Below are 16,691 nucleotides of genomic sequence, written 5' to 3' on the forward strand. Positions count from 1 at the left end.
CGTCCGCCCACGGCCACCTCAGGCCCCGAGGCCGAACCCCGGCCCGGCTCCCCCTTCGGCCCGGCTCCCCTTCCGGACCGGCTCCCCTTCCGGACCGGCTCCCCCTCCGGCCCGGCGCCGGACCGGCGTCAGCCCTGCTTCAGGTCCGGCACCCGCCAGTCGATCGGCTCGCCGCCGAAGTCGTCCAGCGCCGTGTTGATCTGCGAGAACGGGCGGCTGCCGAAGAACAGCTTGGCGGACAGCGGCGACGGGTGCGCGCCCTGCACGACCACGTGCTTCTCGGTGTCGATCAGCGGCAGCTTCTTCTTGGCGTAGTTGCCCCACAGCACGAAGACCACCGGCTCCTCGCGCGCGCTCACCGCCTTGATCACCGCGTCGGTGAACTTCTCCCAGCCCTTCGCCTTGTGCGAGTTGGCCTCGTGGGCGCGGACCGTGAGCACGGCGTTGAGCAGCAGCACGCCCTGCTCGGCCCAGTGCATCAGGTAGCCGTTGTCGGGGGCGGGGATGCCCAGGTCGGCGTTCAGCTCCTTGAAGATGTTGCGCAGCGACGGCGGTGTCTTCGTCCCGGGCAGCACCGAGAAGCTCATGCCGTGGGCCTGGCCGTTGTCGTGGTACGGGTCCTGCCCGAGGACGAGCACCCGGACCTTCTCGTACGGGGTGGCCTCCAGCGCCGCGAACTCCTGGCCGCTCGGCGGGAACACCTCGTGCTGCGCGCGCTCGGCCGCCACGAAGGCCGCCAGCTCGGCGAAGTACGGCTTCTCCGTCTCGGCGCCCAGCACCTCGCGCCAGGACTCGGGCAGCTCCAGCCCGCCGCCCGCGCCGGCCTCGACCACGCCCGCCTCGACCGTGTCCGTCACGACATCTACCTCCCACACCGCGGCTGCTGCGCCGCCCGCCCTCTTACACCCCGAACGCTACACAGCCCCACCGACAACTCATTCCACGGGAGCCTGCGCGGCAGGACCAGGACCGGGTGCCCGCTCCGCCCGCACCACCCGCTGGTACTCCACCCCGTTGAGCACCACCAGCAGGACCGCCAGCACCCCCAGCACCACCAGCGCCGGCAGCCGCACCATCGCGGGCAGCAACCCCAGCACCACCGCCGCCGCCGCGATCCGGGTCGTCGACACCCGGCGGAACATCATCCAGCGGGTGTACCCGAAGGTCAGCAGGTACAGCCCGCACCCGCCGTACAGCAACGCCACCGATCCGGCGCCGAGCGCCCGCCACGGGTCCGCGACCGTCTCCTCGAAGCCGACCGCCACCCCGATCACCCCGGCGGCCAGCGCCAGGTGCCCGTACTGGAAGATCCGGCGGACCACGTCCCGCCGCGAGTCGGCGACCTCCACGGCGTGCCGCATGGCGTCCGCCGCGAACACGAAGTACTGCCACCACAGGCCGGCCGAGATGGTGAACGCGGCCGCCACGGCGATCAGTTCGGGCACGTCCAGCCGGGCGGCGGCGGCCGAGCCGCCGATCCCGACGATCGACTCGCCGATCGCCACCAGCAGGAACAGCGCGAACCGTTCGGGCATGTGCGACGGGTGGTAGGACACGTTCGCGAGCCGCCGCCGGAACACCAGCGGCGCGGACAGGTCGCAGAGCGCGGCCGCCGCCCACAGCGCCAGCCGGGGCCCGTCCGGCAGCAGCCCGCCGACCAGCAGCAACGGCCCGCTGACCAGCACGCCCGCCCCGTACGGGCCGCGCCAGACGCCGGGGACGCGCACCAGCAGGAGCAGCAGCACCACCCGGGCCAGCCAGTACGCGGCGCCGAGCAGCACGCCCCGGCGGCCGTACGCGCCGGGGATCGCGAGCGCCATGAACAGGCCGGTCAGTCCGACCAGCAGGATGCCGAGGCGGTCGCGCAGGTTGTCCACGTCCCGGATGTTGGCCTGCACGGTGGTGCCGACCCAGCACCAGTAGACCGGCACGAACACCACCAGCGCCCGGGCCAGTCCGGTGAGGTCGTGCTGGTGGTGGAGCAGCCCGGAGACCTGGGTGATCGCGAAGACGAAGACCAGATCGAAGTAGAGCTCCGCCCAGGTGACCCGCTTCTCCCCGGTGCCCGCCGCCTCCCCCGCCCCTGCCGCTTCGCCCTCCCCCGCCCCTGCCGCTTCGCCCGCGACTGCCCCCGTCGCACTCATCCGCGCCCTGCCTCCCCGCCCTGCGGCACACCCACGAGAGGAGCCCCGCCCCGGCGCTCGGCCGGAACGGGGCTCACGACTGCACCGCAGAGGCTAGACCAGCTCGACCAGGTCCGCGATCGACTTGGCCACCCGGGTCGGCCGGTACGGGAAGCGCTCCACGTCGGCGGCGGAGGTCAGGCCGGTGAGCACCAGGATGGTCTCCATGCCTGCCTCCATGCCCGCGACGATGTCGGTGTCCATCCGGTCGCCGATCATCACGGCGGTCTCCGAGTGGGCACCGGCGGTGTTCAGCGCCTCGCGCATCATCAGCGGGTTGGGCTTGCCGACGAAGTACGGCTCGACGCCGGTGGCCTTGGTGATCAGGGCCGCGACCGAGCCGGTGGCCGGCAGCACGCCCTCGGTGGACGGCCCGGTCTCGTCCGGGTTGGTGCAGATGAACCGGGCGCCCTGGTTGATCAGGCGGATCGCCTTGGTGAGCGCCTCGAAGGAGTAGGTGCGGGTCTCGCCGAGGACCACGTAGTCCGGGTTGTTGTCGGTCAGGACGTACCCGGCCTGGTACAGCGCGGTGGTCAGGCCGGCCTCGCCGATCACGTACGCGGTGCCGTTCGGCCGCTGGCTCGCCAGGAACTTGGCGGTGGCCAGGGCGGAGGTCCAGATGCACTCCTCGGGCACCTCCAGGCCCATCCCGGCCAGTCGGGCGCTGAGGTCGCGCGGGGTGTAGATGGAGTTGTTGGTGAGGACGAGGAAGGGCTTGCCGGACTCCCGCAGCCTGCGCAGGAACTCCTTCGCGCCGGGGATCGGCGTGCCCTCGTGGATGAGGACACCGTCCATGTCGGTCAGCCAGGACTCGATGGGCTTGCGGTCTGCCACGTGCGTGTCTCCCGAAGTGTTGCAGCGTCTTGCGTGGGGCCCTGACCCCGCACAGCCTAATCCGCGCAGCTGACCGGGGACAGGACGTCCCGCTGGGCGGGATACGACGCCCCGCCGACGCCCCGCCGACGATCCGGCGGCGCCCCGGCGACGACCCGGCCACGCCCCGGCAACGGCCCGGGGGGTGGCCCGGCGGCGCCCCGCCAATGGCCGTGGAGCCGCCGGACAGCGGCCGCCCGACCGAAACCGGGAGCAAGCGGACGCCTCGTGATTGAGTAGGCGGCATGAATCCGCAGACCCCCCGCGCCCCGCACGACCGCCCGCTGCGCGTCGGCCTGATCGGCTACGGCCTGGCCGGCTCCGCCTTCCACGCCCCGCTCATCGCCACCACCCCGGGGCTGCGGCTGGACGCCGTGGTCACCGCCAACCCGGAGCGCCGCGAGCAGCTGCGGCAGGAGCACCCCGGTGCCCGCGCGGTCGACAGCCCCGAGCAGCTGCTCGCCGACCCGGACGCGCTGGACCTGGTCGTCATCGCCTCGCCCAACCGCACCCACGCCCCGCTGGCCAGCGCCGCCCTGCGGGCGGGCCTGGCCACCGTCGTGGACAAGCCGCTGGCCGGCACCGCCGCCGAAGCGCTGGAGCTGTGCCGGCTCGCCGAGGAGCGGGGCCTCCTGCTCTCGGTGTTCCAGAACCGGCGCTGGGACGGCGACTTCCTCACCGCGAGCCGGCTGGTGCGCGGCGGGGCGCTCGGCCGGGTGCACCGCTTCGAGTCCCGCTTCGAGCGCTTCCGCCCCAAGCCCAAGCCGGGCTGGCGCGAACTGGCCGACCCGGCCGAGGTCGGCGGCACCCTGTACGACCTGGGCAGCCACCTGGTCGACCAGGCGCTCACCCTGTTCGGGCCGGTCGAGACGGTGTACGCGGAGATCGACGTGCGCCGCGACGGCGCGGTGGTGGACGACGACGCCTTCCTCGCCCTGACCCACACCTCCGGCACCCGCTCGCACCTGTGGACCAGCGCCATCACCCCGCTGATCGGCCCCCGGCTGCGGGTGCTCGGCGACACCGCCGGGTACGTCAAGCACGGCATGGACCCGCAGGAGGCCGAGCTGCGGTCGGGCCACCGCCCGGACGGCAGCCACCCGTGGGGCGCCGACCTGCCCGAGCACTACGGCACCCTGGGCACCGACGAGTCCGCGATCTCCCTGCCCACCGACCCGGGCGACTACCCGGCCTACTACGCCGGCATCGCCGCCGCCCTGGCCGTCCCCGGCACCCCTCCCCCGGTCGACCCGCGCGACGCGGTGGCCACCCTCACCGTCCTGGAGGCGGCCCGCACCTCGGCGGCCACCGGGACGGCGGTCCGGCTGGACTGACGGCCGGCGAGCCCGGGGGGCTCACAAACCGATGACCTCCACCGCCGACCCCAGGCCCCGGAAGTCCGCCACGTTGCGGGTGTACAGCGGAAGCCCGTGGGCGGAGGCGACGGCGGCGATCATCAGGTCGATCCGGCGGGGGCGGGGCTGCCGTCCGGCGGCGATCGTCAGGGTGACGAGGGTCCCGTACCGGGCGGCGGCGGCCGCGTCGAAGGGCAGCGGGTCGAAGTCGGCCATCGCCGCGCCCAGCACCTCCAGCCGGGCCGCCCGGCTGACCGGGTCGCGGGCCATCGAGACGCCCTGCTGGAGTTCGGCGAAGGTGATCGCGGTCAGCTCCGGCACGGCGGGCAGGTCGGCGGGGTTCAGCAGTGCCAGGTCGATGTAGACGCAGGTGTCCAGCACCCCGGCGGGCCGCCGCCGGGGTGCTCTCCGGCGCTCAGCCACGCCGCCGCTCGAACGGGTCGTCGCCCTCGTCCCCCACCAGTTCCTCGGGGCCGAAGTACTCCTCGGCCTCCTTGCGCATCTGCTGGTAGTCCACCCGCGGCAGCTTCACGTGCCGCGCCACCAGCTCCTCCGCCGTGAGCCTCCGGCGCCCGGACACCGGCCGCAGCTCCGCGACCTCGACCCCGTTCCTGGTGATGTGGAAGGTCTCTCCGGCCTCCACCGCGTCCATCACCGCGGCGGAGTTGTTCCGGAACTCCCGCTGGGTAATCGTCTTCATGGATCCACGGTAGCCCCGCGTAGCACCGGTGGCTACGGGGCGGGGTGAGCGCACCCGCCCGGCCGCTCCGGCCGCTCCGCCGGGAACCCGACGCACCGTACGATCGTCCTGCTGTACGACCGGAAGCCTGGAGACATCGAGAGGGGCGTGTGCCGTGGGCATCGTGGCGTTCCTGCTCGGCCTGCTCCGGATGGTGACCGGACAGCTGGTGACCGACGGCGGCACGCTCACGTCCGTGGCCGCCGTGGCAGCCGTGGCCCTGGTGGCCGGTGCGGTCGCGGGCGCCCTGGCCGGGGCGCGGCTGCTGGGGGCACGGGCCCCGGCGGCGGTGCGCAGCGGAGTGCTGCGGCGCCGGGCGTTCCGTACGGCGTTCCTTCCGCAGCGCGATCCGGACGCCCGGGGCAGGCGACGCCCCAGGGCACCGGGAGCGGCCCCGGCGGCCGCGTAACCCCTCCACCACCTCACCGGCCTCCCTGGCCGCAGCGCCGTGGGTCCTTCGCGGCCGTCCTCCGCCGATCACTCATGTCCTGAGACCCCGGAGGGCTCGCTCCACCATGTCCGTTCTGTCTGTTCTCGACCCGGCCGTCACCGTCGCCCACGCCGTGGTCTCCGCCATCGCCCACCTCCTGCCGGCGGCGCTGGCGATCGTCCTGTTCGTCCTCGCCGTACGGCTGTGCCTGCACCCGCTGGCGCGGGCGGCGGCGCGCGGCGAGAAGGCCCGTTCGAAGCTGGCGCCGCAGGTCGCCGAGCTGAACAGGAAGCACCGGAACAACCCGGAGAAGGCACGTGAGGCGCTCGCGGAGCTGTACCGGAAGGAGCAGGTCTCGCCGTTCGCGGGCTGCCTGCCGATGCTGGTCCAGATCCCGTTCTTCTCGGTGATGTACCGGCTGTTCACCACGCCGAACGACCTGCTGGACCACACCCTGTTCGGGGTGCCGCTGGGACTGCACGTCGGGAACGCGCACGGCGCCGGGCAGTTCGCGGTGTTCGGCCTGCTGTACGCCGGGCTGGCGGCGGTCGGGTACGTCAACTACCGCCGGGCCCGGCGGGCGGCGGCGGCGCAGACCACCCCTCAGCCGGGAGCGGCGCTGCTGCCGTACCTGTCCTTCGTCTCGGTGCTGTTCGCGATGCTGGTGCCGGTGGCCGCCGGGCTCTACCTGCTGACCACGAGCGTGTGGTCGGCCTCCGAGCGGGCCTGGCTGTACCGGGGCACGCACCAGGCCCCGGCGGCGGCGCTGGCGCTGTGAGGCGCGGGGCGGGTCCGACGATTCCCGCCGGGCGCGAACCGTCGGCCCCGCCCCGGATCTCAGAAGTGGCGCAGCAGCTCCGGGAAGGCCGTGAGCTGCAGCGTCGCCTCGTCCGGGCCGAGGTCCGCGTGCTCCAGCACCCAGGTGTGCTCGTGCGGGATGAACACGGTGCGCAGGCCGGCCCGGCGGGCGGGGGCGATGTCGGACTTCGGCGAGTTGCCGATCATCCAGGTCCGGTCCGGGTCGAGGCCGAGCTCGGCGGTCAGCTCCCGGTAGGTGTCGACGGACTTCTCGGCCACGATGTGGATGCCGCGGAAGTGGTGGTCGATGGTGGAGGCCGTCACCTTGGCCTGCTGCTCCTCCTGGTCGCCCTTGGTGAGCAGGAGAAGGTGGTGGCGGTCGGCGAGGGCGGTGAGGGTGTCGGCGACGCCCGTGATCAGCTCGACCTCACCCCGCCGGGTGAGCGGGGCCAGCAACTCGTCGATCCGGGCCAGCTCGGCCGCGGTGGGGGTGCGGTCGCCGTTCAGCTGCCGCAGGCAGTCCGCGAGGCTCTGCCGGAAGACGGTGGCGCCGTAGCCGAGGGCGGCGGCGTTGGCGGCCTCGATCCGGTCGAGCAAGCTGCGAGTGGCCTCCCGCTCGGCCGGGGCGGCGACCCAGTCCAGGAAGCCGTCGATGACCCGCTCGAAGAGGACGTTGTTCTCCCAGAGGGTGTCGTCGGCGTCGAAGATCAGGATCTGGTCGGTGTGCATCAGGGGTCCTCGGGGTCCTCGGGGTCCTTGGGCGGGGGGTGGTTCAGCCGAGCAGGCGGGCGGCGCGGTCGAGGGTCTCGCGGAGGTTCTCCTCGGTGGTCCGCCGCCTGGCCTCCTCGACGGTGAGCCACTCCAGCGGGGAGGCGGGGTTCTCCGGCCGGGCGTCGTCGGGCGTGCCGGTGGCCAGCAGGAAGCGCAGGTCGGCGTGTTCGTGGGCGGGTTCGACGGGCGAGGCGGGGACGGGCACCACGGCGAGGTGGACGAGGGCGGCGTCGGGCCAGGGGGTGAGGTCGGTCAGGCCGGTCTCCTCCAGGCCCTCGCGCAGGGCGATGTCCAGCGGCAGGGTCTCCCCCGGGTCGCCGTGGCCGCCGACCTGCAGCCAGGCCTGCTGGCGGACGTGCCAGCGCAGCAGCACCCGGCGGGTCGGCGGGTGCACGATCAGCGCGGAGGCGGTGAAGTGCAGCGGGGTGCCGCGGTCCCAGGCGTCGGGGGCGTCGGCCAGGGCGCGGGCCCGGGCGTGGTCGGCCGTCTCGACCGGGCCCTGCGGCCGGTGGTCGGCCAGGAGCCGGGCCAGGTCGGGGCTCTGCGGTGCGGTGCCCGTGGTCACCATGGTGTGTGCTCTCCTCGTTCCGCCCCGGGCTGTGCCGCGCCGTCTCCACCGGGCCGCGTCACGGCGGGGAACGCCAACGGGCTTGCGGGAACAGGCGATCGGGGCCGGGGGCTCCGGTTCCGGTGAACCCGGGAAGCCTAGCCCGGGGCGGGCGGGCGGCCCACCGGTTTTCCCGGGCCCCTGGCCGTACCTGCCGGTCAGGGGGCCTTCCCGGAGGCCGTAGCCTGTGGTGATCGTTTCGGGACAGGTGGAGGGATGTCGTCATGGTGGCTGCTCCGGCGCTCGCCGAGCTGCGCGAGGTGTGCCAGCCGCAGGCCAAGCTGCAGAGCCGCAACGGTGAGCACTGGGCGGGTCGGATGTACATGCGGGCGATCTCGCTGCGCACCACCCGGCAGCTGGTGCGCACCTCGGTCTCGCCGAACACCCTGACCTGGGTGATGGTGGTGTGCGGGGTCGGCGGCGGCGCGGCCCTGCTGATCCCCGGCCCGACCGGCGCGGTGCTCGCGGCGGTGCTGTTCCAGCTGTTCCTGCTGTTCGACTGCGTGGACGGCGAAGTGGCGCGCTGGAAGCGCCAGTTCAGCATGGCCGGGGTGTACGTGGACCGGCTCGGCGCCTATCTGGCGGACGCCGCGCTGATGATCGGCGCGGGCGTACGGGCGGCGCGCGGCGGCTCGGAGCTGTGGGTGTCGGCGGGCCTGGCGGCCGCGCTGGGTGTGGTGCTGCTCAAGGCCTCGACGGACCTGGTGGACGTGGCCCGGGCGCGCAGCGGGCAGCCGCCGGCGGACGAGGAGTCGACCCAGCCGCGTTCCCAGGGCATCGCGACGGCCCGCCGGTTCGCCTCGATCTTCAAGATCCACCGGGTGACGAACGGCATCGAGGCCTCGCTGGTGCTGCTGGCGGCGGCCGCCGTGGACGCCGGGCTGCACAACCTGGACGCGACCCGGTGGACGCTCGCCGGGATCACGGTGATCACCTGGGGGATGGTGGTGGCGCACCTGGCGTCGATCCTGTCCTCCTCCCGGCTGCGGTGACGCCCGGCTGCCGTAGCGCCCGGGCACGGTGACGCGCGGCTGCGGTGGCGCCCGACCACAGTGATGTCCGGCCGCGGTGACGCCCGGCCGCCGCCGACCGGCCCGCGACGCGGGGCCGAGAAGCCCCTCCCCCGCCGGGGGGAGGGGTCCGGCGGAAACCCGTCGCCGGGCGGACGCCGGGGCGGCGGCCCGCACAGGAGGGTGGACGCATGACGACGCCCCGGCCCGCCACCGCCGCACTTCCCCCGAGCGTTCCCGCCCCGCCGCGCTGGGCGGTGCACGCCGCCCACGCGGCCGCGGTCACCGCGCTGCCGGCCGGGCTGTGGCGGCTCGGGCTGGTCCTGGGCCGGCACGGCGGCTACACCGACGCGGGCTACCACGCGGTGGGCTTCACCGGCTGGAACGCCGTCTGGCCGCTCACGCTGAGCGTGCTCACCGAGGCGCTGGCCCTGCTCACCCTCGGCCTGGTCCGGCCCTGGGGCACCGTGCCGCCGCGCTGGATCCCGTTCCTCGGCGGGCGCCCGGTCGCCCCGCGCCGCGTCGTCCTGGCCGCCTCGCTGGGCGCCGCCGGACTGACGGCGCTCTGGACGCCGTTCCTGGCCTGGTGGGCGGTGCCGCACCCGAACATGACCCCGCTCGGACACCTGCTGGTCGGCTTCCTCTACCTGCCCGCGGTCGCCTGGGGCCCGCTGCTGGCGGCGGTCACCGTCTCGTACCACCGGCGGCACCGCGCGGTCGGCGCCTGACTGGGGCCGGGCGCTAGCCGTGCTAGCCGTGCCAGGCCTTCTCGGAGACGGGTTCGTCGTCGGGTGCCCCGCCCTCCGGCCCGCTTCCGGGCTCGTTGCGGGCGAGCGCGGCCAGGACGGTGTCGAGCAGCCCGGGGAAGCGCCGTTCCAGGTCCACCGTCCGCAGCGCGGAGAACCGGCGGTTGGCCTCCTCGCGCTGGCTGATCACGCCGGACTCGCGCAGCACCTTGAAGTGGTGGCTGAGAGTGGAGGGCGCGACGTCCACCGGGAAGGTGCCGCAGGCCCGTTCGGGCTCGGCCCGGAGCACGCGCACGATGGTCATCCGGGTCGGGTCGGAGAGCGCGTGCAGGACGTCGTACAGGTCGATCTCCTCGGTCGCCGGGTGTGCGGGCGCCGGACGGCGGCGGGTGCTGCGGGGCACGAGCGGACCTCCTCTGATCTGCGATGTTCGACAAACGACGAAACTAGCTGGTACCACTGTGCCGACGGCAGTTTCGCCGTTCGTCGAACATCGTAGCCGAGGGGGCCCGACATGCGCGCACTGGTGATGACCGCACCCGGTGGAGCCGAGAACTCCGAGATCCGGCGGATCGGGGCGCCGCGCCCCGGCCCCGGCCAGGTGGCGATCGACGTCGCCTGGGCCGGACTGAACTTCGTGGACGTGATGGCCCGTCGGGGCGACGCCGGCTACACCGCCGAGTGGCCGTACCTGCCCGGCAAGGAGGTGTCCGGTACGGTCCGGGAACTCGGCGAGGGCGTCACCGGGCTGGCCGTGGGCGACCGGGTGGTCGCCGCACCCGTCGGCGGCGGACTGGCCGAGGTCGTGGTCGCCGACGCCGTACTGACCCTGCCCGTCCCGGACGGGCTGGAGCTCGGCGCCGCCGCGGCCGCCCCGCTCGGCCTCGCCACCGCCGTCCTGCTGCTCACCGACGCGGGCCGGCTGTCCGCCGGGGACAACGTCCTGGTCCACTCCGCCGGCGGCGGCGTCGGCAGCGCGGTCGCCCAGCTCGTCCCGCTGCTCGGCGGCGGGGGCACGCTGATCGGCACGGTCGGCCGCCCGGAGAAGGCCGCGGCCGCCGTCGACCTCGGCTACCACCACGCGTTCGCCCGCGACGAGAAGCTCGCCGACGCCGTCCGCACCGCCACCGGTGGCCGGGGCGTCGACCTGGTGCTCGACCCGCTGGGCACCGCCGCGCTGGAACTCGACCTGACGGTCGCCGCGCCCGGCGCCCGGATCGTCCTGTTCGGCAACGCGGGCGGTGGCGAGGTCGACGCCCTGCCCCCGCTCGGCCGCCTGATGGGCGGAAACCTGTCCGTCACCGGCTTCAGCCACCGCGCCCTCGCCGCCACCGCCCCCGAGCGCCTCGCCCGGGCCATCCGCACCACCCTCGACCTGCAGGCCACCAGCGGCCTCGGCATCCCGCTCACCGAACTGCCGGGCCTGGAGGCCGTACCGGCGGCGCACGACGCGATGCAGGAGGGACGGGCCACCGGCAAGTACGTGGTGCGGGTGACCGGCTGAGCCGCCCGGCGGCACCGGCCGGTCCGCCCGCCCGGACAGGCGGGGAGCGCCTACTCGACCCTCCCCGACGGAAACCGGCTCACGGTCGTGGAGCTGCCGACGGGCCGGCGGAGGAGGGGCCGGCGGCGGGCATAGGCCGGGCCGGGGCAGCGTTGGCCCGGCATGACGAAGATTCTGGTGATCGGCGCGAACGGCAGTGTGGGCAGGCACGTCGTGGCCTCGCTGGCCGAAGGCGGCCACGAGGTAAGGGCGTTGGTGCGCGACGCGGCAGGTGCCGCACTGCCCGTGGGGGTGGCGGCCGTCGAGGGTGATCTGGCGGCGCCCGAGAGCCTGGCGGCCGCGCTGAGCGGCGGGGTGAAGGCCGTCTACCTGATGTGGCCCGGGATTCCGGTGCGGCCACGGGTGGTCGAGCTGATCGCCGAGCACGCCGAGCGGGTCGTCTACCTCTCGACGGACGTGCCGGACCTCGCCGACGACGAACCGCCCGTGATCTTCCACCAGGAGATCGAGCGACTGATCCGCAGGTCCGGCCTGGCCTGGACCTTCGTCCGGGCGATCGACTTCGCCGGGAACGTGCTCGGCTGGGCCGACCAGGTCCGCGCGGGCGTCGTCCGCTGGCCGTACGGGCGGGCACGCCGCTCACTGGTCCACGAGCGCGACATCGCGGACGTGGCCGTCCGGGCGCTCACCGAGGACGGGCACGACGGCGCCAAGTACCTGGTCACCGGCCCCGAATCGATCGCCCACGCCGACCTGGTACGGATCATCGGCGAGGAGCTCGGCACCGAGGTGCGCTGGGAGGAACTGGCGCCGGAGACGGCCCGCGAACAGCTGACGGCGGCCTGGGGGAACGCCGCGTTCGTGGAGTCCCGGCTGCGCGCCTGGGAGTCGTTCACCCGTGAGCCGGAACGGGTGACGGGCACCGTGGAGCAGGTGCTCGGCCGACCGGCCCGCGACTTCCGCTCATGGGTGCGGGAGCACGCGGAGGACTTCCGGTAGTCCGCCGCGCGGCCCGCCCGCCCGGGGCCCGTACAGCACACCGGGGCCCTGCCGGGGGCGGCGGAAGTCGGGACTCAGGCATCGAAGGTCAGCACCGCCTTGCCGCGGAGCCGCCCGGCGAGCAGGGCCTCGACGGCCTGCGCCGCGCCGTCCCAGCCGCCGCGCCAGGTGATGCCCGGGTCCAACTCCCCTGCGGCGACCCGGTGGGCGAGCCAGCCGAGGTCCCGGCCGAGACCGGTGCAGCCGAGCAGGAAGAAGGTCACCAGGCTGCGGTCGTGCCGCTGCTGGTCGCCGAACAGGGCGCCGAACGGGAAGTCCTCCCCCTTCCCCGCGATGTGCCCGGCGGCGACCAGCGTGCCGCCCTCGCCCAAGGCGCCGTAGGCCTCCACCAGTTGGGGCCCGCCGACCAGCTCGACCACGCCGTCGACCGGGCGCGAGGCCCGGCCCGGAGCACCGACCACCTCGTGGGCGCCCAGCCGCTCCAGCAGCTCCCCGTTCCGCTCCGGTGCGCCGGTGGACGCGATCACGTACGCCCCTGCGGCGCGGGCGAGTTGGACGGCGTACCGGCCGACGCCGCCGGTGGCCGCCGTCACCAGCACGGTGCGGCCGAGCAGCGGCCCGAGGCGGTGCAGGGCGCGCAGGGCGGTGGCACCGGCGACCGGGACGGTGGCGAGCGCCGCCGGGTCGGCCCCGGCCGGCGCGACGCCGATCAACCCGGTGTCGACGGCCAGCAGTTCGGCCCAGGCACCGGCGGGCGTCAGAGCAACCACCGGGGTCCCGGCCGGGGGGCCGGAGCCGTCGGCGGCCGCGCGCTCCACGATGCCGGCGGCGTCCCAGCCGAAGACCGTCCCGTCGGCGGTCGCGTCGAGGCCGAAGGCGATCTCACCGTAGTTGAGCGAGGTCGCGGCGACCCGGACCAGGGCCTGGTGCGGCGCCGGTTCGGGGTCGGGAGCGGTGCCGAGGCGCAGGCGGCCGGGAGCCGAGCGGTCGACCAGAAGTGCACGCATGGAGGATCCTCCCGTGAATTCTGCCACTGAGTGGCACAAGCCTACAGATGGCAATCGCTGCCCGGATACACTGCCGCGATGACTCCCGAGAACCCGGTACTCCCGCTGCGCGAGCGCAAGAAGCTGCGCACCCGTCAGGCGCTGATCGACACCGCGCTGGAACTGTTCGGCGAGCGCGGATTCGACCGGGTGACGCTGGACCAGTTGTGCGAGGCGGTCGAGGTCTCCAAGCGGACGTTCTTCCGCGCGTTCAGCAGCAAGGAGGACGTCGCGGCCGCACCCACCCAGGACCTCTGGACGGCGTTCCTGGAACTGCTGGAGGACCACCCGCCGCAGGGCCGTCCGCTGGTCTCGCTCTACGAGGAGGTGCTGGTCGAGGCGATCGACCGGATGCCGAGCGGAATATGGGCCCAACGCGTCCTGGCGAGCCGGAGATTGGCCGCCAGGACACCGTCGATGGACGCCCACGGGCTGGCCTTCTGCAACCGCGTCAGCCGGGAGGCGGCGGCGCTCACCGCGCGGCGGTTCACCCTGGACACCGCCCAGAGGGGTACGGCCGCGCAGGACACCCGCGGAGGGGGCACGGCCGCGCAGGACACCCCCGAAGGGGGCACGGCCGCGCAGGACACCCCCGAAGGGGGCACGGCCGACGAGGGCGCCGCCGAGGAGAGCATCGCCGCCCTGCGCGTCCGGCTCGCGCTGGACATGCTGGTCTCCGCCTTCCACCAGGCCCTCGCCGCCTGGGTGGCCCAGCCCGCCGGACACACCCGAGAGGACCTCACCCGCCGCCTCCGGGCGGCCTGCGCCGAACTCCCGGGTGCCCTCGCCGCCACGGTGGAGCCGCGCGACGGGGACGCCGCGCGTTAGCGGGCCGCTTTCAGTCCCGCTCGACCGCGAGCTCGATCTCCCGGGCCGTCCCGTCGCCCGGCACCGGCACCGACACGCCGGAGTGCTTGAAACCGGCCCGCACGTACATCGCCTCGGCGCGCGAGTTGCCCTCGTGGACGTACAGCCGGACACGCTGGAGCCGGGGCTCGGTGAGCGACCAGGCCCACTCCTGGGCGGCCCCGATCAGTTCGTGCGCGAGGCCGGTGCCGCGTGCCTCGGGGCGGACGTAGACGCCGACCACATGGGCCTGCGGGACGGTGACGACGTCGCCGGCGAGGGCGCCTTCCGCGCCGGGCCGCTCGACCAGCACGGTCATGGTGCCGAGCCAACGCCCGTCGGCGGCCTCGGCGACCGCCTGCCACACGGACTCGCCCTCGGCGGCCCCGGCGGTGCGCTCCTGCCAGAACTCGTCGGGCCTGGCGGAGGCGCTCTCGTAGGTGTCCAGGAAGGCGAGGTGCGCGATCGGGTCCTGCAGCGCGGCGAGGCGGATCTCCTTGACCCGCTCCCATTCCCCGGCCCGTACCCGTCTGATGATGGTGCTCATCGCACGATCATCACGAGCGCCCGACCGGTCCGGCAACCCCCTTTCCGGGCCACCGGGCTGACGCGGAACGACGTCCGGCCGGACGATCCGGTGGCCGCGGGCCTCGAACAGCGGCCGCCGAGCCCTCCCGGCCGGCGCCCGGCCTTCACGACGTCGTTCTGCGCACAGGAAGTCGGGCCGGCCGACTTCCTGTGCGAGGCCCCGGGTCGCGCGGGGCGGAGGTCGCAGCGAGGCCCCGGCCGGCGGTCGGGGCCTCGGCGGACCAAGGAGCCTGGCGGCTCTAGAAGTTCGGCTTGAGGAAGCTGCCGTAGGTGTAGAGGCCCCCGGCAATCCAGCGCGACGCGTGCAGCGTCGCCGGAGCGGAGGAGCTGCCGTTGAGCTTGAGCGACGAGTCCACGTAGTAGTAGTCCACGCTCTCCGTCAGGCAGTCGGTCCAGGTGTAGCTACCCGCGGCGAGCTTGACCGTGCTGCTCACGTACGGGGTCGCGCTGTAGAAGCCCCAGCCATAAGAACCGGCGGCCAGGTCGACGGTGCGCGACGTGCACTTGTGCGACAGGCCCCCACCGACTGTCGTCGTCGCCGTGTTGTAGAGGGTGGCAGTGGCGGAGGCGGACGTGGCGGTGGCGAGGACGCCCGCGGCGGCCACGGCGACCGCTGCGGCGGCGATCTTCTTGGTGAGCATGAGAAACCTACCCCGTTTCGATGGAAGTGCCTCGAACTCCGTTTATTGGAACTGGAGTTCGCACGATCGCCGACTCTTCCAAGCAACTGATTCAACGTCAAGTCTCTTGCGATTCAGGGGCGATGTCGTGCCACTTCGGCCACAGGAGGCCCATAACCCCTTCTCCCCCGCACCGGCCAGCGCTCCCGTCGGCCGGTGCTTCATGCGGCACCATGCACTTCGCCGACAGCCTCAGCCGCCAGATCCACGCCCGAAGACCGCCCTCGCCCGTTCCCGCGCCTCGGATTCCCCCGACGCCACCGACGCACAGTTCGCCGGCCTCCGCCGCGGCCGGGCGATCCGCGCCGAGTCCCCACACGTCCCGACCCGGCTGCTCCTCGATTCGGAGCACGGCCGCTGACCTGCTAATGTTCTTCTCGTCGCGAGGGAGATGATCTCTCGTCAGGCGTCAGTGGTGCTACCAGAGCACGTCCTACTTTCAGTAGGAAGAGTCCGTGCAACCCGGGCCTGGCGCTCCACAGTCGGACGGGCCCGGCACCTCACCCAGGTGCCGGGCCCGTCCGCGTTGCGCCTTCTCCTTCTGCGCTGTTCCGTCGGATTCCCGTGACCGTCCGTTCGGCCACGACCGACGAGCCAACCACCCACCCCGAGGCCCCATAAGAGCGTGCAGTCCGGCTGGAGTCCGTGCGCGAACCGGATGGCCCCGAACCGCCCAACGGGCCGCGCCGCCCAGTCGCGGTTCGGCGCACGGCCGTTGACCTGCTAATGTTCTTCTCGTCGCGAGGGAGATGATCTCTCGTCAGGCGTCAGTGGTGCTACCAGAGCACGTCCTACTTTCAGTAGGAAGAGTCCGTGCAACCCGGGCCTGGCGCTCCACGGTCGGACGGGTCCGGCACCTCACCCAGGTGCCGGGCCCGTTCGCATTGCCACCGAACCGCTCAGGGCCGCGTCATGGTCCACAGCTGACGGGGACCGTCGTCGCGCAACCAGGTCATCACGGGGCTGCCGTTCGCCTGGGCCTCGATGACCCGGTTCCCGTCCACCGCCTCGGCGATGACGTACTTGTCGCCCACCGCGCCGAACACCCACAGCTGGGTCGGGACGTTGGCGTTGCACGCCGGCATCGGGATCTGGTCCCCCGGGTTCGGCATTGCCTGGAGGCAGTGGCCGGGCCTCGCCCTGCTCTCGATCTGGAACCTCCGGCCGACGGAGCGCAGGACCCAGTCCCGGGAGGCCGCGCTGTCGAGCGCGTAGGTGATGGCGGTGTCGCCCCCGAGGCCGTTGGCATCCAGTGCCCCGCCCGTGGCCTTGTTGAGGAACCGGACGTTCTCGGCCGCCTGGCGGACGGTCCCGGCCGAGGCGGGTTCCGAGGCGATCACCGTGCCGGTGACGGCCAGGGCGACGGCAGCGACTGCGGTGGCCTTCTTGGTGGTGAACAAAGGACTTCTCCTCCTGTGCTGTTCCCCCCGAACCCCCTGGCCGCCTCCGCGGTTCGGAGCACGGCCGCTGAGCTGCTAATGTTCTTCTCGTCGCGAGGGAGATGATCTTTCGTCAG

The 16,691-nt window shown here is 73.7% G+C and carries 20 protein-coding genes; 8 read left to right on the forward strand and 12 right to left on the reverse strand.

Annotated elements, in window-relative coordinates; translation table 11 throughout:
* Positions 1-128: 128 nt before the first annotated feature.
* The 3 genes from ACZ6Z8_RS26125 to ACZ6Z8_RS26135 form a co-directional block, all read right to left on the reverse strand.
* Positions 129-806, reverse strand: coding sequence for a uracil-DNA glycosylase (locus ACZ6Z8_RS26125; RefSeq protein WP_465612588.1), 678 nt, complete (start codon positions 804-806; stop codon positions 129-131).
* 129 nt (positions 807-935) lie between these two features.
* On the reverse strand, positions 936-2,144 hold the full coding sequence (locus tag ACZ6Z8_RS26130; RefSeq protein ID WP_465612484.1) for a low temperature requirement protein A: 1,209 nt from the start codon (positions 2,142-2,144) through the stop codon (positions 936-938).
* A 93-nt stretch (positions 2,145-2,237) separates the two neighbouring features.
* A complete protein-coding gene (locus tag ACZ6Z8_RS26135; protein ID WP_465612485.1) occupies positions 2,238-3,017 on the reverse strand; it encodes an HAD-IIA family hydrolase in 780 nt (259 codons plus the stop codon).
* Between the two features lie 284 nt (positions 3,018-3,301).
* On the opposite strand from ACZ6Z8_RS26135, the gene ACZ6Z8_RS26140 reads away from it, so the two are divergent.
* A complete protein-coding gene (locus ACZ6Z8_RS26140; protein WP_465612486.1) occupies positions 3,302-4,390 on the forward strand; it encodes a Gfo/Idh/MocA family oxidoreductase in 1,089 nt (362 codons plus the stop codon).
* 21 nt (positions 4,391-4,411) lie between these two features.
* On the opposite strand, the gene ACZ6Z8_RS26145 is transcribed toward ACZ6Z8_RS26140, so the two are convergent.
* Together ACZ6Z8_RS26145 and ACZ6Z8_RS26150 are read right to left on the reverse strand one after the other, a co-directional pair.
* A complete protein-coding gene (locus ACZ6Z8_RS26145; RefSeq protein ID WP_033355086.1) occupies positions 4,412-4,834 on the reverse strand; it encodes a type II toxin-antitoxin system VapC family toxin in 423 nt (140 codons plus the stop codon).
* Positions 4,827-5,111 (reverse strand): type II toxin-antitoxin system Phd/YefM family antitoxin, encoded by a 285-nt coding sequence (locus ACZ6Z8_RS26150; RefSeq protein WP_063349249.1) that lies wholly within the window; start codon positions 5,109-5,111, stop codon positions 4,827-4,829. Before ACZ6Z8_RS26150 ends, ACZ6Z8_RS26145 begins: the two co-directional genes overlap by 8 nt.
* Before the next feature lie 154 nt (positions 5,112-5,265).
* Between ACZ6Z8_RS26150 and ACZ6Z8_RS26155 the strand changes: the two genes are divergently transcribed.
* A complete protein-coding gene (locus tag ACZ6Z8_RS26155) occupies positions 5,266-5,559 on the forward strand; it encodes a DUF6412 domain-containing protein (RefSeq protein ID WP_465612487.1) in 294 nt (97 codons plus the stop codon).
* Between the two features lie 106 nt (positions 5,560-5,665).
* Positions 5,666-6,358, forward strand: coding sequence for a YidC/Oxa1 family membrane protein insertase (locus ACZ6Z8_RS26160; protein ID WP_465612488.1), 693 nt, complete (start codon positions 5,666-5,668; stop codon positions 6,356-6,358).
* Between the two features lie 59 nt (positions 6,359-6,417).
* Here ACZ6Z8_RS26160 and ACZ6Z8_RS26165 read toward each other — a convergent pair whose 3' ends face one another.
* Positions 6,418-7,107 (reverse strand): HAD family hydrolase, encoded by a 690-nt coding sequence (locus ACZ6Z8_RS26165; protein WP_465612489.1) that lies wholly within the window; start codon positions 7,105-7,107, stop codon positions 6,418-6,420.
* Between the two features lie 43 nt (positions 7,108-7,150).
* Complete coding sequence (locus ACZ6Z8_RS26170; RefSeq protein ID WP_465612490.1) at positions 7,151-7,717, reverse strand: NUDIX hydrolase; 567 nt, start codon at positions 7,715-7,717, stop codon at positions 7,151-7,153.
* A 263-nt stretch (positions 7,718-7,980) separates the two neighbouring features.
* Between ACZ6Z8_RS26170 and ACZ6Z8_RS26175 the strand changes: the two genes are divergently transcribed.
* Both ACZ6Z8_RS26175 and ACZ6Z8_RS26180 read left to right on the forward strand, forming a co-directional pair.
* Positions 7,981-8,748 (forward strand): CDP-alcohol phosphatidyltransferase family protein, encoded by a 768-nt coding sequence (locus ACZ6Z8_RS26175; RefSeq protein ID WP_465612491.1) that lies wholly within the window; start codon positions 7,981-7,983, stop codon positions 8,746-8,748.
* A 209-nt stretch (positions 8,749-8,957) separates the two neighbouring features.
* The gene (locus ACZ6Z8_RS26180; RefSeq protein WP_465612492.1) at positions 8,958-9,494 is read left to right on the forward strand and encodes a hypothetical protein; all 537 of its coding nucleotides are present in this window, start codon (positions 8,958-8,960) and stop codon (positions 9,492-9,494) included.
* A gap of 22 nt (positions 9,495-9,516) precedes the next feature.
* Here ACZ6Z8_RS26180 and ACZ6Z8_RS26185 read toward each other — a convergent pair whose 3' ends face one another.
* Positions 9,517-9,915 (reverse strand): ArsR/SmtB family transcription factor, encoded by a 399-nt coding sequence (locus ACZ6Z8_RS26185; RefSeq protein WP_465612493.1) that lies wholly within the window; start codon positions 9,913-9,915, stop codon positions 9,517-9,519.
* A 111-nt stretch (positions 9,916-10,026) separates the two neighbouring features.
* On the opposite strand from ACZ6Z8_RS26185, the gene ACZ6Z8_RS26190 reads away from it, so the two are divergent.
* Both ACZ6Z8_RS26190 and ACZ6Z8_RS26195 read left to right on the forward strand, forming a co-directional pair.
* On the forward strand, positions 10,027-11,016 hold the full coding sequence (locus ACZ6Z8_RS26190) for a quinone oxidoreductase family protein (RefSeq protein WP_465612494.1): 990 nt from the start codon (positions 10,027-10,029) through the stop codon (positions 11,014-11,016).
* Positions 11,017-11,178: 162 nt separating this feature from the next.
* Complete coding sequence (locus ACZ6Z8_RS26195; RefSeq protein ID WP_465612495.1) at positions 11,179-12,015, forward strand: NmrA family NAD(P)-binding protein; 837 nt, start codon at positions 11,179-11,181, stop codon at positions 12,013-12,015.
* A gap of 74 nt (positions 12,016-12,089) precedes the next feature.
* Here the strand turns inward: ACZ6Z8_RS26195 and ACZ6Z8_RS26200 are convergent, their stop codons facing one another.
* On the reverse strand, positions 12,090-13,022 hold the full coding sequence (locus ACZ6Z8_RS26200) for a zinc-binding dehydrogenase (RefSeq protein ID WP_465612496.1): 933 nt from the start codon (positions 13,020-13,022) through the stop codon (positions 12,090-12,092).
* Positions 13,023-13,100: 78 nt separating this feature from the next.
* Here ACZ6Z8_RS26200 and ACZ6Z8_RS26205 point away from each other — a divergent pair, with 78 nt between their 5' ends.
* Positions 13,101-13,889, forward strand: coding sequence for a TetR/AcrR family transcriptional regulator (locus tag ACZ6Z8_RS26205; RefSeq protein WP_465612497.1), 789 nt, complete (start codon positions 13,101-13,103; stop codon positions 13,887-13,889).
* Positions 13,890-13,899: 10 nt separating this feature from the next.
* Here the strand turns inward: ACZ6Z8_RS26205 and ACZ6Z8_RS26210 are convergent, their stop codons facing one another.
* The 3 genes from ACZ6Z8_RS26210 to ACZ6Z8_RS26220 form a co-directional block, all read right to left on the reverse strand.
* Positions 13,900-14,454, reverse strand: a complete 555-nt coding sequence (locus ACZ6Z8_RS26210; protein ID WP_465612498.1) for a GNAT family N-acetyltransferase — start codon at positions 14,452-14,454, stop codon at positions 13,900-13,902.
* Between the two features lie 280 nt (positions 14,455-14,734).
* Positions 14,735-15,136 carry a hypothetical protein gene (locus ACZ6Z8_RS26215; RefSeq protein ID WP_465612499.1) on the reverse strand — a complete coding sequence of 134 codons (402 nt, stop codon included), beginning with the start codon at positions 15,134-15,136 and terminating at the stop codon, positions 14,735-14,737.
* Between the two features lie 938 nt (positions 15,137-16,074).
* Positions 16,075-16,575, reverse strand: a complete 501-nt coding sequence (locus ACZ6Z8_RS26220; protein ID WP_465612500.1) for an RICIN domain-containing protein — start codon at positions 16,573-16,575, stop codon at positions 16,075-16,077.
* Positions 16,576-16,691: the final 116 nt, after the last annotated feature.

Source organism: Kitasatospora sp. NPDC101108 (assembly GCF_055584725.1).